The 13860-nt window shown below is 63.8% G+C and carries 9 protein-coding genes and 1 tRNA gene; 4 read left to right on the top strand and 6 right to left on the bottom strand.

Going from position 1 to position 13860, the window contains the following annotated elements:
- The first annotated feature begins 47 nt into the window (after window positions 1-47).
- Both ABUE11_RS13740 and ABUE11_RS13745 read left to right on the top strand, forming a co-directional pair.
- Window positions 48-1742 (top strand): FecR domain-containing protein, encoded by a 1695-nt coding sequence (locus tag ABUE11_RS13740; protein ID WP_367065832.1) that lies wholly within the window; start codon window positions 48-50, stop codon window positions 1740-1742.
- Window positions 1739-4096, top strand: coding sequence for a CHASE2 domain-containing protein (locus ABUE11_RS13745; protein WP_367065833.1), 2358 nt, complete (start codon window positions 1739-1741; stop codon window positions 4094-4096). Before ABUE11_RS13740 ends, ABUE11_RS13745 begins: the two co-directional genes overlap by 4 nt.
- On the opposite strand, the gene ABUE11_RS13750 is transcribed toward ABUE11_RS13745, so the two are convergent.
- The 3 genes from ABUE11_RS13750 to ABUE11_RS13760 form a co-directional block, all read right to left on the bottom strand.
- Window positions 4074-5468: a TIGR03013 family XrtA/PEP-CTERM system glycosyltransferase gene (locus tag ABUE11_RS13750; RefSeq protein WP_367065834.1), complete on the bottom strand. Its 1395-nt coding sequence runs from the start codon at window positions 5466-5468 to the stop codon at window positions 4074-4076. The genes ABUE11_RS13745 and ABUE11_RS13750 overlap by 23 nt on opposite strands.
- A gap of 123 nt (window positions 5469-5591) precedes the next feature.
- On the bottom strand, window positions 5592-7520 hold the full coding sequence (locus tag ABUE11_RS13755; RefSeq protein WP_367065835.1) for a hypothetical protein: 1929 nt from the start codon (window positions 7518-7520) through the stop codon (window positions 5592-5594).
- 371 nt (window positions 7521-7891) lie between these two features.
- Window positions 7892-7981, bottom strand: a tRNA-Ser gene (locus ABUE11_RS13760).
- A 135-nt stretch (window positions 7982-8116) separates the two neighbouring features.
- Between ABUE11_RS13760 and pstS the strand changes: the two genes are divergently transcribed.
- Window positions 8117-9193 carry a phosphate ABC transporter substrate-binding protein PstS gene (pstS, locus tag ABUE11_RS13765; RefSeq protein ID WP_367068822.1) on the top strand — a complete coding sequence of 359 codons (1077 nt, stop codon included), beginning with the start codon at window positions 8117-8119 and terminating at the stop codon, window positions 9191-9193.
- Window positions 9194-9262: 69 nt separating this feature from the next.
- Here the strand turns inward: pstS and serS are convergent, their stop codons facing one another.
- A complete protein-coding gene (gene serS, locus ABUE11_RS13770; protein ID WP_367065836.1) occupies window positions 9263-10588 on the bottom strand; it encodes a serine--tRNA ligase in 1326 nt (441 codons plus the stop codon).
- Between the two features lie 54 nt (window positions 10589-10642).
- Here serS and ABUE11_RS13775 point away from each other — a divergent pair, with 54 nt between their 5' ends.
- Window positions 10643-11311, top strand: a complete 669-nt coding sequence (locus ABUE11_RS13775) for a CBS domain-containing protein (protein ID WP_367065837.1) — start codon at window positions 10643-10645, stop codon at window positions 11309-11311.
- Window positions 11312-11327: 16 nt separating this feature from the next.
- On the opposite strand, the gene ABUE11_RS13780 is transcribed toward ABUE11_RS13775, so the two are convergent.
- Window positions 11328-12656: a hemolysin family protein gene (locus ABUE11_RS13780; RefSeq protein ID WP_367065838.1), complete on the bottom strand. Its 1329-nt coding sequence runs from the start codon at window positions 12654-12656 to the stop codon at window positions 11328-11330.
- 226 nt (window positions 12657-12882) lie between these two features.
- Window positions 12883-13857, bottom strand: a complete 975-nt coding sequence (gene ispH, locus ABUE11_RS13785; RefSeq protein ID WP_367065839.1) for a 4-hydroxy-3-methylbut-2-enyl diphosphate reductase — start codon at window positions 13855-13857, stop codon at window positions 12883-12885.
- Window positions 13858-13860: the final 3 nt, after the last annotated feature.

The raw sequence follows: 13860 nt of genomic DNA on the forward strand, positions 1-13860 counted from the left end.
TCGCCGCGCTCAAGGCGCGGACGCACTGCTTCCACAGAGAACACGACATGGCAACGCTACAGCCACGATTCATGCCGCTACCGCGCGTCATTCCCCTGACATTGGCCGTCTGCGCGGTCTGGGCACACCCTGGAGCGCAGGGAGCATCGCAGGACATCGAGCACAAGATCCAGCGCGGCGACACGCTCGAGGCGTTGTCCGCGCATTACCTGGGCACGCCAATGCTGTGGCCCAGGCTTCAGGCTCACAATCACGTCGCCGACGTACGCCGGCTGCAACCAGGCGCGACGCTTCGCATACCAATGCAACTGCTGCCCCGAGGCATGGCACAGGCGAGCTTCGTCCAGGGTCAGGTGAACGTCACCGCCCCAGAGGGCGGTCCCACGTCGAGCGTCAAGGCAGGCCAGTCGCTGCCCGAGGGTGCCCGCCTCCAGGTAGGTTCGGCTGACTCCTTCGTCACCGTGCGCCTGGCCGATGGGACACTGATCCGCGTGCGTGCCGATACCGACTTGCGCCTCCAGCTGCTGCGCCGCCGCGGTCGCGCAGGCAGCGCACAGTCGGTACTCGAACTGCAGCGTGGCAGCGTCGAGACCTCCGTGCCACCAAACGGCGCCGGTGAGCGGCGATTGGAGATTCACACCCCCAAAGCCTCGACCAGCGTACGCGGCACACGCTTTGCAGTCATCCTGCCCGGTGACGAGCGCACGCTCACCGCCGTCACGGAGGGTCGGGTCATGGTGACATCGCCAAAGTCTGCAGCCGCGACCATGGTCGACGCGGGCCAAGGATTGGCCGTGGCGGCAGATGGCCAACCAAGCACCCCGCGCACACTGCTGCCCGCGCCCGATCTTTCGGGCCTTCCCGACACGGTGCACGACGCGGACTTTCTCACGCTCGCGCTCACACCCGTGACGGCTGCGGTGGCCTACCAGGTTCAGCTGGCGCGTGACGCGGACCTCACTGAAGTCGTTCGGGACGAAACGTTCACCGGCCCCTCGGTAAGGCTGCGGGCGGTCGAGGATGGTAGCTACCACCTCGCGGTGCGCGCCATCGACAGCGGGGATCTTCCCGGGCGGGTTGCAACGCGCGTCATCGCGGTGAAGGCTCATCCCATTGCGCCGCTGTATCAAACGCCGACACGGGGCTCCACGGTTTCCCGGGCGCAGGGCAAACTGTTGTGCACACAGGTCTCGGGCAGCGCGCGCTACCGCATCCAGGTCGCCGGCGATGCCAGTTTTGCCGCACCGGTACTGGACGAGGTTCACGCGCCCGATTGCAGTGCGCAGGTCGCGGCCCTCCCACCCGGCAGCTACTACTGGCGCGCAGCCAGTATTCGTGCGCTGCCCGATGGCCGTGACGACCAGGGCCCATACGGTCCAGGCGAGCCATTCACCGTGGCCGACAACCCTGCTGCGCTCAATGTTGCAACGCTCCAGGAAAGCGCTGACGGATCTGGCCTGCATCTGCGGTGGACCGGCGAGCCAGGCCAAGGCTATCGTCTGCAGCTCGCCGACTCGGAGGATTTTTCAAACCTCATCATTGATGAGCGCCTGACCAGTCCCGAATGGAGCAATTCGGGTCTTGCCCCGGGCCATTACTACGTGCGCATTCAAGTCCGCAACCCCTCGGGCCTGGAGAGCGAGTTCTCCACACCACGTCGTGTGCGCACATTTGCTGCAGTACGGACGGGAGCGGGCGATCCGGTCACATCGTCTGACGGACGTCCGTTGTCACGCCCGTGAGCAGTCCACCCCGGGAGTCCAAGCCCCCCTCGGCACAGCCGGCCTACCGCCGCAACCTGCGTCGCGAATGGGTTGCACTGTCGCTGCTGCTGCTGGGCTTTGTGGCATGGCTGTGCAGCACGGCCGGCTTGCGGGCCCTCGATCATCTGATACAGGACGCAGGCATGCGCCTGTCGGCACGACCGGCTCATCCCGATATCGTCGTCGTCGCCATCGATGACCGCAGCATTGATGCCATAGGTCGCTGGCCCTGGCGTCGCGCACTGCACGCACAACTCGTGGACCAGATCACGGCCCAAGGCCCTCGTGCCATAGGCCTGGACATTCTGTTTGGCGAAGAGGACGCGGACTACCCGGGCGATGACCTGCTCCTGGCGCGTGCGCTGGAGCGCAGCGGCCATGTCGTACTGCCCGTGGCGCGCAGAGACCTGGGCGCACGCAGCATGCCCGATGCACCAATGCCATTGCTGCGCAACGCCGCCGACCAGCTAGGTCATGTGCAGATGATGCTCGACACCGATGGAGTCGCACGCCGCCTGTACCTGACCGAAGGGCCACAAATGGCACCCTGGCCTCACTTCAGCACGGCCCTGCTGTGCGCCGCAGGACAGGCATTGCCCGCATGCGCCGGCAACGCTGCACCTGCGTCAGGGCCATGGACCCAGCGCGATTTGCGTGTTCTGCGCTTTGCGCGGGGAAATCCCGCATTCACTACCTATTCCTATGTCGATGTACTCACCGGGCACATTCCAAACAATGTACTGCGCGACAAGTATGTGATCGTCGGCGCCACTGCCACCGGTCTGGGTGACATGTTTGCCGCGCCCATGGTGGCCCATGCCGAGCGCATACCCGGCGTCGAGATGATCGGCCATGCCCTCAATGCCGAGCTCATGCACTGGGAGATCCGGCCGACATCCGAGGCATGGATCATCGCCATCAATCTGATCCCGGTCGCTCTTGGGCTGCTCGCCATCGCGCTGCTCGGCCCGCTGTCCGGCTTGATGAGTTGCGCGGCCCTCCTCGTGAGCACCCTGGCGATCGGTGCGCTTGCACCGGCATGGCTGGGCCGGCAGTTTACGGTCGGCCCGGCCCTTATAGGCATAGCCACTGCATATCCCCTGTGGAGTTGGCGCCGACTCAGTGCCGCCGCTCATTTCCTGGAACTGGAAATGCACGCGTTGCTGCGCGCTGGGCTGTCTCCGGTTGCCGAACGGCAGGAGCGAGTTCAACCACGCGGTGACTTGCTCGAGAGGCGCATCCACGCGGTGGAGGATGCAACCGACCGTCTGCGCCGACTGCACCAATTCGTCTACGACAGCCTGCAACACCTGCCGTCACCCACCTTTGTGTGCAGCGCTGACGGCCATATCAACCTTGCCAACGAAGCGGCCTTGCGCCACCTCGCACAGCCCAAGGCGTGGCAAGGCCACCCTATTGCAAGCCTTCTGGCCGATCTCGTCCACCCGGACTCGGGCAGGCCCCTGCTGCCACAGACGGCAGGCGACCTGGGCCACATCCCCCCGCAGCAGGAAGGCCGCGATGGACAGGGACGTCACCTGCTCATGCTGAGCAGGCCATTTGTGCTGGGCGAGGCAACCGTGTGGCTGATCACCCTGGTTGACCTGACCGACATGCACCATGCGCAGCAACAACGCGACCAGGCATTGCACTTCATCTCACACGATATGCGTGCTCCGGTCGCGTCCATTCTCACACTGCTGGAAATGCAGCGCGAGTTTCCAGAGCAAATGGCCGGGCCGCAGTTGCTGGCGCGGATCGAGCGCCACGCGCATTCCGCCCTCGCCATGACGCAGGGCTTTGTACAGCTGGCCCATGCCGAGGCTCAAGAATTCCGCAGTGTTTCATTCGACCTCGCAATCGCACTGGAAACGGCCGTCGACGATGCGTGGGCCGCTGCACAGGCTCACAAGGTGAAATTGGAGCTCACTCGCCCCGACAGCGCATCCATCCAGGGGGACCCGGGTCTCATCGGTCGGGCCATTGGCAACGTAATCGGAAACGCCATCAAGTTCAGCCCCGCCAATGGCACGGTGCACTGCGCGTTGACACAAAGTGCACCCTACTGGGTGATCAGCGTGCGCGACCAAGGCCCGGGAATTGCGCCGGAGAAGCAGGATCACCTGTTTCAGCCATTCAAGCGCCTACATACGGGAAGCCACCCAGGAATAGCGGGCATCGGATTGGGCCTGGCCCTGGTGCAGACGGTGCTTCAGCGCCATGGCGGGAAAGTACAGGTCAACAGCAGCGTTGGCGCGGGCACCGAGTTTCAGTTACTCCTACCCATGGCCGGGCAAACGGAGCCCTGCCCTACTGAGCACCCTTGCCGGTAAGAACAACCCCCACGGTCTCAAACAAGACGATGAGATCGAGAAACCAAGAATTGTTCTTCACATAGTACAAATCGTACTGGAGCTTCTGCTCGGCATCCTTGACAGATGCGCCGTAGTGATAGCGCACCTGTGCCCACCCTGTCAGCCCCGGCTTTATGCCATGGCGCAAGGCATAGTACGGAATATCACGTGTCAGGCTCTCCACAAAATAAGGGCGCTCTGGCCGCGGTCCCACCAGGCTCATATCCCCCTTGAGCACACACAACAACTGCGGAAGCTCGTCTATGCGCGTCTTCCGTATGAATCGACCAACCCTGGTCACCCTGGTGTCGCCACTTCCCGCCCATCGGGGTGTGCCGTCCTTCTCGGCATCCTGCCGCATGCTGCGAAACTTTATGACATTGAAGCTGCGACCATTCAACCCAACTCGTTCCTGACGATAGAAAATCGGCATGCCACTCTCAATAACTATAGCGAGTGCGGTCAACAACATGATCGGCGCCGCAACCAACAGCAGCACCCCGGAGCCGACAATATCGAATGTGCGCTTTATTGCGGAGCGCAAAAAGCCCTGCCGGAATCCATCACCAAAAATCAACCAACCCGCAGACACGGCCTCAAGGTGGATCTGACCGAGCAATTGTTCAAAATGAGTCGCCAAATCAATGACTTGAATACCACGCAACTTGCAATCAAGCAATTCACGCAGGGGCATGCTTCCACCACGCCGCTCAGTCACCGCAACCACTATCTCATTGACATCAAACTCAGCAACCACCTCGGTCAGCGTTTTGCCCTCAGAAACGACATTCACCCTTGCTGCCACAGGATCTTTCTCCTGAGGCCCACGAAAATATCCCACCAACTCAATGCTGGGATCATTCTCCATCAACGACTGCCCCGCAATAAGTGCACGCGACCCAGTTCCATAGATCAAAACACGGCGTCGCTTATAAGAAGCGGGCAAGAGGTCACTGCCCAGCAAACGCAAAACCAACATGGCCGCGACCATCAGCAACAACACCAATAAGACTTGGTCGTTGTGATAAGGTGGATCCAACGGCAACAGCATCAAAATCGCAACAGCAACTGCGATGGAAAGCACAAAAGACAAGACCGCACGGGCCCGCACCTGACCGACGGTGAGGTTGGCTGCCCAATCATAGATCCCCAGCGCGTGATTGACACCCAATATACCAACAGCGATCAAACCACCACGAATCAACCCCAGGGAGATGGCCTCGCCATTGAATAAACCCCTTCCCGCCTGCCAGATCATCGCCGCAACAAAAGCACCCACGAGCAGAGCAACATACAGCATGGATTGCAGCACAACCCTCTGCCGAAAATAGTGATTGAATATCTTTATCATCTCACCCCCCAACACCCCAAGCCACGCGCCGGAAAAACAGGCACAACCTCAATAGGTTGACACATCAATACGACGCATTACCGATACGGTTACGTTCCCGTGCAGATTGAGCACATATATCAATCACTCAAAAGTCCGCCTATCCGGAAGGCTCCCTGCGACTTGCGCGCACCGATCATCATTGATACAAAATGATACGACAAGAAGCAACCACAGTACAAGACAGACCCGAGGGATCTCGGTCACGCTGACCACCATCCCCGCCATCAGAACAGCCATGATGGCAGCACCAACCACCAGGGCCAATGGACGCCCCCGCCGAGCTTGCCTGAGCATTGTGACAAGAGCCCACGATACCACCGCAGCCAATGCCAAAAGCCCCACCGCTCCCCGCTCGATCAGCAGTTCCAGAACCAGATTGTCCATGTGCCAGGGCAGGAAATTGCCATAGGCAATGGGGCTCCAGAAATGTGCCCCATGTGCAAAGTCTGAATTCTTCAACAATTGTCCACCCGATGGATCAATCAGCTCCACCTCCTTAAGCGCCACAGGCCCCCGACCATGCAGGACCTTGATCGACAGCACGCCACCTCTCATTGCCGCAAACGGTTCGTCAGGCACGAACGCGGGGCCTAGCAACGGCAACACCAGCCAACCATCACCCGTCTTGCTCGCAGCCGTCACCTGGCGTGTACGCAACTGGCACCTCGCCATGTAGAGCAAGTGCTGTTCGCACAGTTGCACCTTCATCCACACCGGAGCGTCAAAATCCGCCCGCATGCGGACCGTGTATCCCTCTCCCGCCACCGAGGCTACACGCTGAGTCAAGCCCAATTCGCCACTGGTTCCGGGGCGTTCCGGGCCGAACAACCAGGGAGCAAGGCCACCATGGGCATTCGGCAACCAGCGCACGCTGCCTGGCAAACTGCCTCCGTCCGTCTGCGTGCTGTAGTGGGCTGGCAGGCGCCCAGCGCCCACCCCCCAGAGCCACTGCTCAGGCGTATGAAGCAAAGCCACTCCCCGCTTCCAATGCGCCACGCGTTGGTACAGATCGGTATTGGACCGCACCAGACGATCCGACATGAAAACGCCACCCGACCAAACCGCGAGTACTTCCAGCACCACTGCAGCCAGCAAGCAAGCCATGGCCCTGCGATGCCAGAACGTTGCATCGGGCGCCTTCAGCTGAAAAATATGCGCGAGCACTGCCATACCCACAGCCGTGAGGATCACCGCCAGGTACAGCCCGCGAGAATACGTGGTCAACACCGCATAGGTCGCCAACAGCACCAGTACGGCAGCTGCATACCAGCGCCACCCTTGGGGCGCCGACCACACCGCCCACCACGCAAATGGCAATGCCATGACCAGATACGCATCTATGGCGGCCCCTCCCACGTGCATTTCCCAGAACCAGGCCACCGTTCGGTAACTGGTCGTGAAATCCAGCCACCCCACATACAAGGCACGCTCCCACAGCACGATGACAACAACGCAGAGAAGCCCGAAGAGCATGCCTCGCGCCAAGTACACCAAGCTACCCTGGATCGACCGACAAAGGATTGGTGCAAGCCACAGTCCCCACCAAAGACTCTTGGCGACGCGCAGCGTATTGCCGGGCAGGTCATAGTCGCCATAAGCCCCGTGCGTCCACAGAGCGGCAAACAGCTCTGTCCACGACAGAGACCCACGCGCATCATCGAGTCCTCGCGCGCTCCCCAGTACCAACAACACCAGCATTGCCCAGCACATCCACCGCATGCCCAGCGGCATACGGCCATCCAAGGAAGCATGCCCGCGCCACGCATCCACACCCCAGCGCATGTATGTTCCCGCCAGCAACGCGAGCAGCAATAGATCCGACTCGTCCACGAGCCACCAGCCCGTCCAAGGCATGAAATTCGCAACGGGCAGCAGCGCAGGCAAGAGAAACCAGATCTGATTCGGCCGCCACATGACCCAGAACGAGAGCGCCACAAGCACGGACAGCATCGACAACGGTGCCACCGGGTGGCGCAATGCGGCTCCGATTGCAGCGCCGAAGAACAGCATGCCTACAACGGTGGTGCAAGCTGCGCTGAGGAAAGGGCGGTAGCCTTCTAGAGTCCGGGGCAAGAATCAACCCTTCGGGATGCCAGATCCGGCAGTGGAACTATGAGAGAAGATTGCCTTGGCCGCAAAAATCCCATACCGCGCATGATGCCCCTGCTCTTTGGCGCGGTTGATATCGCATCATCGGACATGTTCAAGGACGTTGGCGCGTTTTGTGCGTGAAGGACAAGGCCCTCACGCAGCCCTAAGCACCATGAATCGCCCGGGTTCCTGCCAATAAAAAAAGCCTCCGATGGAGGCTTGTCTTATGTGGGCATTTATGTGGTGCAGCACCAAAAATCAAACGCAAGTCATTGATTTACAATGCCAAATGGCGGAGAGGGAGGGATTCGAACCCTCGGTACGCTTGCACGTACGCCTGATTTCGAGTCAGGTACATTCGACCACTCTGCCACCTCTCCGCAGCGTCGAAGCCAGCGATTCTAGCAGTAGTTTTCTGCTGCCAGAGCAAAACCGCCGCGCCTTGTCATGCAACGTTCATACTGCGCCGCTCCAATACCGCCACTACAGGGTTTGTACGGATGATGGAGGTGGCTATGCCCGTTTGGCGGCTGGTGGGTGCGTGGTTGGTGACATTCGGGCTGGGGGCACAGGCTCAGCCCGTGACGGGGGCGGGTTCTTCCGCTGCCGCGCCGATCTACCACAGCTGGGCCCAGGCCTACGCTCAGGCAACGGGCATGGCGGTGGAATACGAGGCCGTAGGGTCTTCGCAGGGGCTGGAGAGAATTCGCGCCGGCGCCGTCAGCTTTGGCGCCTCGGACGTGGCCCTGACGCCGAAGGAGCTGCAGACCCAGGGCTTGGTCACCTTCCCGGTGGCCGTCACCGGCATCGTGCCCGTGTTCCACCTGCCAGGTGTGGAGACGGGGCGCCTGCGCCTCAATGGCGAGGTGCTCAGCCAGATTTTCCTGGGCAGGATCACCCACTGGAATGCGCCGGCCATTGCTGCACTCAACCCCGGGCTGGCACTGCCCGAGGCGCCCATTGGCGTGGTGGTGCGCTCCGACGGCTCGGGCACGACGTACAACTTGGCCGACTATCTGAGCAAGGTCTCACCCGCCTGGCGCACCCAATACGGCCGGGCCACCCGCCTGGCCTGGCCAGCGCATTTCGTGGGCGTCAAGGGCAGCGCCGCCATGGCGCGCACCGTGCGCGATACGCCCTATGCCATCGGCTACGTCGACTATGGCTACGTCCAGCCCCATCACCTGAGCAGCGCCCAGATGCAGAACGCTGCCGGGCAATTCCTGGCGCCTTCGGTACAGGGCTTTCGCCGTGCCTTGCTGCAAAGCAGCTGGATGCAGGATGGCAGCTACGCCCAAACGCTGACCGATCTGCCAGGCCCGGGCGTATGGCCCATCACCATGGGCACATTCGTCGTGCTTCCGCAGGTGAGCACCCAGCCCGCCCGAACGCTGGCGGCGCTGGAGTTCTTCACCTGGGCATTCGTCAACGGCGACACCCTGGTGCAGAAAAGCGCCTTTGTGCGCCTGCCCGACCAGGTGCAGGCGGTGGCCTTCAAGGTCATGACCTCGGTGCGTGGCACCGGCGGCGCCCCCTTGGGGCTGCGCATGCTCGGCCACGGCCCCACGCCGCAGGAACTGGCCCAGCGCTGACCATCGGGCACCCATCCGCACACAAAAAACGCTGCGCTGGCAGCGCGTTTTGGGCCAACGGCTGCGCGCCTACGCCGCGTGTGCGCGCAGCACGCTCACACCCCCCATATAGGGGCGCAGCACCTCGGGCACGGTGATGCTGCCATCGGCGTTCTGGTAGTTCTCCAGTACCGCCACCAGCGTGCGACCCACGGCCAGGCCCGATCCGTTCAGCGTGTGCACCAGTTCGTTCTTGCCCTGGGCGTTCTTGAAGCGCGCCTGCATGCGGCGCGCCTGGAAGGCCTCGCAGTTGCTCACCGAGCTGATCTCGCGGTACGTGCCCTGCGCAGGCAGCCAGACCTCGAGGTCGTAGGTCTTGGCGCTGCCAAAGCCCATGTCGCCCGTGCACAGACAGACCACGCGGTAGGGCAGGCCCAGCTTCTGCAGGATGGCCTCGGCATGAGCGGTCATCTCCTCGAGCGCCTCATAGCTCTTGTCGGGGTGCACGATCTGCACCATCTCGACCTTGTCGAACTGGTGCTGGCGGATCATGCCGCGCGTGTCGCGGCCGTAGCTGCCTGCCTCGGAGCGAAAGCATGGCGAATGCGCCGTGAGCCGGATCGGCAGTGCGCTCTCGGCCAGCACCTCGTCACGCACGATGTTGGTGAGGGGCACCTCGCTCGTGGGGATGAGGTAGAGCTGGGCGTTGTCCGGCACGGGCTCCGCGTCCTGGCCACCCTTTTGGGCGGCGAACAGGTCGGCCTCGAACTTGGGCAGCTGGCCCGTGCCCTTGAGGCTGTCGGAGTTGACGATGTAGGGCACATAGCACTCGGTGTAGCCATGCTCGCCGGTCTGCACATCGAGCATGAACTGCGCGAGCGCCCGGTGCAGGCGCGCCACCGGCCCCTTCATGACCGTGAAGCGCGAGCCCGAGAGCTTGGTGCCCAGATCGAAGTCCAGGCCCAGCGGGGCACCGAGATCGACATGGTCCCTGACCTCGAAGTCGAAGGCCTTGGGGCTGCCCCAGCGGCGCACCTCCACGTTGCCGGTCTCGTCGGCCCCCACGGGCACGCTCTCGTGCGGCAGATTGGGCACGGCCGCGAGCATGGCCTGCAGCTCGGCCTGGATCTGGTCGAGGCGGGCCGCGGACTGCTCCAGCTCCGCCTTGAACGCGGCCACCTGGGCCTTGGCGGCCTCGGCGGCGTCCTTCTCGCCCTTGCCCATGAGCTGGCCGATCTGCTTGGACAGCTGGTTGCGCTGAGACTGCAGCTCCTCGGTGCGGGTCTGCAGCGTCTTGCGCTCGGATTCCAGGGCCTGGAAGGCCTCCACGTTCAGGAAGGCCTGGGGCTTCTTGCGCGATTCGAGCCGGGCGACGGCCGATGCAAGGTCTTTGCGAAGGAGGAGGATGTCTAGCATAGCCCTCGATTTTAGTGGGCGGGCACCGATATCATGGCCATAGGAGGGAAGGCGATGTTCTTCGTGTTTGGCCCGTCGGGGCAGATCTACCGCGGCGGCCCGGCCAAGCTCGCACAGCTCGCGCCCGTGCAGCGCGTTCAGCGCCCCCAGGGGCTGCGCGCGCGCGCCATGGACCCCGATGGCACGAGCGGCACGCCCGGCGCCAGACCCGCGCAGACGGCGCAGCAACAGCGGCTGCAGGAGGCCGCGGCCGCCTATGTGCAGACCGAACAGGGGCCCAGACCACCGCGCCAGCCCGTACTGCGCGTGGCCGACATGATGACCATGGGTGCGGTGACGGTGCCGCCCGACATGCCCGCCCACGAGGCCTGGCTCATGCTGCGCGAGCAGCGCGTGGCCCAGGCGCCGGTCGTCAACACCGAGGGACAGGTGGTCGGCCTGCTGCTGCGTGCCGATCTGGCACCTGACGATCTGCTGCCCCAGCCCGCGGCCGTGCCGCTGGCGATTGCGCGGGCGCGCCGTGCGGTCGCCGAGGTCATGGTCAGCCCCGTGCCCACGGTGGCGGCCGACACCGAGCTGCGGCGCGTGGCCCCGGTGCTGCTGGACACCGGCCTGCCGGGCCTGCCCGTGACCGACGAGCACGGGCTGCTCGTGGGATTCGTGACGCGCACCGACATCCTGCGCGCGGTGGTGGCAGATCCACCACTCGATCTGTGGAGCTGAGGGGCAGGCGCCGCGCTCAATCCCCGCTCACGCCCTGATCGCCCAGGTGCAGCTCGACCTCGGGCAGGCGTGTGGCCAGCACCTTGTCTATGGTCTTGCCGTCCATGTCGATGACCTCGAAGCGCCAGCTCTCCCACTGCACGGTGTCGGTGACGCTGGGCAGCTTGCCGGTGAGCAGCATCATCATGCCGCTCAGGGTCTGGTAGCGCCCGCGATCCTCCTGCGGCACGGTGGCCAGCTGCAGGCGGTCCTTGAGCTCGGGCACGGGAATATGGCCGTCGAGCAGCCAGCTGCCATCCTCGCGCTGGACGGCCCAGGAATCGTCGGGGTCGGGCGACTGGAACTCGCCAGTGATGGCCTCGACCAGATCCTGCAGCGTGACGATGCCCTGCACCTCGCCATACTCGTCGATGACGAAGGCCATGTGCATGTCCGACTGGCGGAAGTTGTCCAGCAGCTCGCGCGCGTTGATGGTCTCGGGCACGTACAGCGGTGCCTGCAAGGGCTGCGTGGCCAGGTCGCGCGCGGCCGCGTCGCGTGCGGCGCGCGAGAGCCACTTGCGCGCGCTGAGCACGCCCACGATGTCCTCCATGCCGCCGCGCACGACGGGAAAGCGCGCATGGTCCGATTCATCGATGCGACGCAGGTTGTCCTCGAAGGCATCCTGCACATCGAGGCACACCACGTCGGCGCGCGGTACCATGAGCGAGCCGATCTGCCGGTCATCGAGTCGGAACACGTTGCGCACCATCTGGTGCTCGTGCGACTCGATCACGCCGGCGCTCGTGCCCTCGGCCAGCACGGCGTGGATCTCGTCCTCGGTCACGGCACTGCCCTGCTGCTGCCTCACGCCCAGGGCGCGCAGCAGACCCTCGGTGGAGATCGACAACAGGCGCACAAAGGGCTTGGTGGCCAGCGCCAGCCAGTTGATGGGGCGCGCCACGACGCGCGCCAGCGCCTCGGGGTGGCTTTGCCCCAGACGCTTGGGCACGAGCTCGCCGACGACGATGGAGAAATAGGTGATCAGCACCACCACCAGACCGGTGGCGATGTAGCTCGCGTACTGCGCCTGCATCCCCAGGCCGATGAGCCATTCGCCCAGGGGCTTGGCCAGGGCCGACTCGCCCACGATGCCGTTGAGCACACCGATCGAGGTGATGCCGATCTGGATGGTGGAGAGAAAGCGCGTCGGGTCTTCGCCCAGCTTGGCGGCGGCGATGGCCCCGCTATCGCCCTCATCGATCAGCTTCTGCAGGCGCGTCTTGCGCGCGGAGACCAGAGCCAGCTCGGACATGGCGAAGGCGCCATTGAGCAGGATGAGGGCGAACAGTATTGCTATTTCCATAAGCGGGGGGCCCGACCTGCCCCCAGGGTGTGAAGAAGCGGCAATTGTAAGAACTCCCGCATTCTGCAATGGCCGGGGCCGCGGGCTGCCGCATATCCTACCCTGGCACCGGATTTGGGATAGGCATGAAAAACGGCTCCAGCGCCCACCCACAAAGCGCCAACAGCTACGTTTACAGGAGCATTCATCGACGGCCGCGCGCCGGCAGGAGGGCGCAGAGCGCCATTCAGGCGGTCTCCCCTGCCACCGGCCCGCCGGTGGTCGGGTCGAGCTTCAGGCCCTTGGGCAGGGGGAACTTCAGCGTCTCCTCTATGCCGCTCATCTTGCGCACCGAGACCGCGCCCAGCTCCTTGATGCGCGCGATCACGGCCTGCACCAGCACCTCGGGCGCCGAGGCGCCGGCCGTCAGGCCCACGCGCGCGATGTTGTCGAACCACTCGGCGCGCAGCTCGTCGGCCGAATCGACCATATAGGCGGGCGTGCCCAGGCGCTCGGCCAGCTCGCGCAGGCGGTTGCTGTTGCTGCTCGTCGGGCTGCCGACCACGACCACCAGGTCCACCTGGGGGCTGAGCAGCTTGACCGCATCCTGGCGGTTCTGCGTGGCGTAGCAGATGTCCTGCTGCTTGGGCTCGCGGATGCTCGGAAAGCGCGCGCGCACCGCGGCGGTGATCTCGGCCGCGTCGTCCACGGAGAGCGTGGTCTGCGTGACCACGGCGAGCTTCTCGGTCTGCGCGGGCTGCACGCGCGCCACGTCGGCCACATCCTCGACGAGGTGGATGCCGTGATCGAGCTGGCCCATCGTGCCCTCGACCTCGGGGTGGCCCTTGTGGCCGATCATGATGAACTCGTAGCCTTCTTTAGCCAGCTTGGCGACCTCGACATGCACCTTGGTCACCAGCGGGCAGGTGGCGTCGAAGATGGAGAAGCCGCGCGCGCGCGCCTCGTCCTGCACGGCGCGGCTCACGCCATGGGCGCTGAAGATCAGCGTGGCGCCGGGCGGCACCTCGGCCAGGTCCTCGATGAAGATCGCGCCCTTGGCCTTGAGGTCGTTGACCACATAGGTGTTGTGCACGATCTCGTGGCGCACGTAGATCGGGCGGCCAAATTTTTTCAGCGCACGCTCGACGATCTCTATGGCCCGGTCCACTCCCGCGCAGAAGCCGCGCGGCTCGGCCAGGACGATTTCCTGCGGTTTCTGCATACG

Source organism: Oryzisolibacter sp. LB2S, from assembly GCF_040732315.1.
Classification (GTDB): Bacteria; Pseudomonadota; Gammaproteobacteria; order Burkholderiales; family Burkholderiaceae_C; genus Alicycliphilus; species Alicycliphilus soli.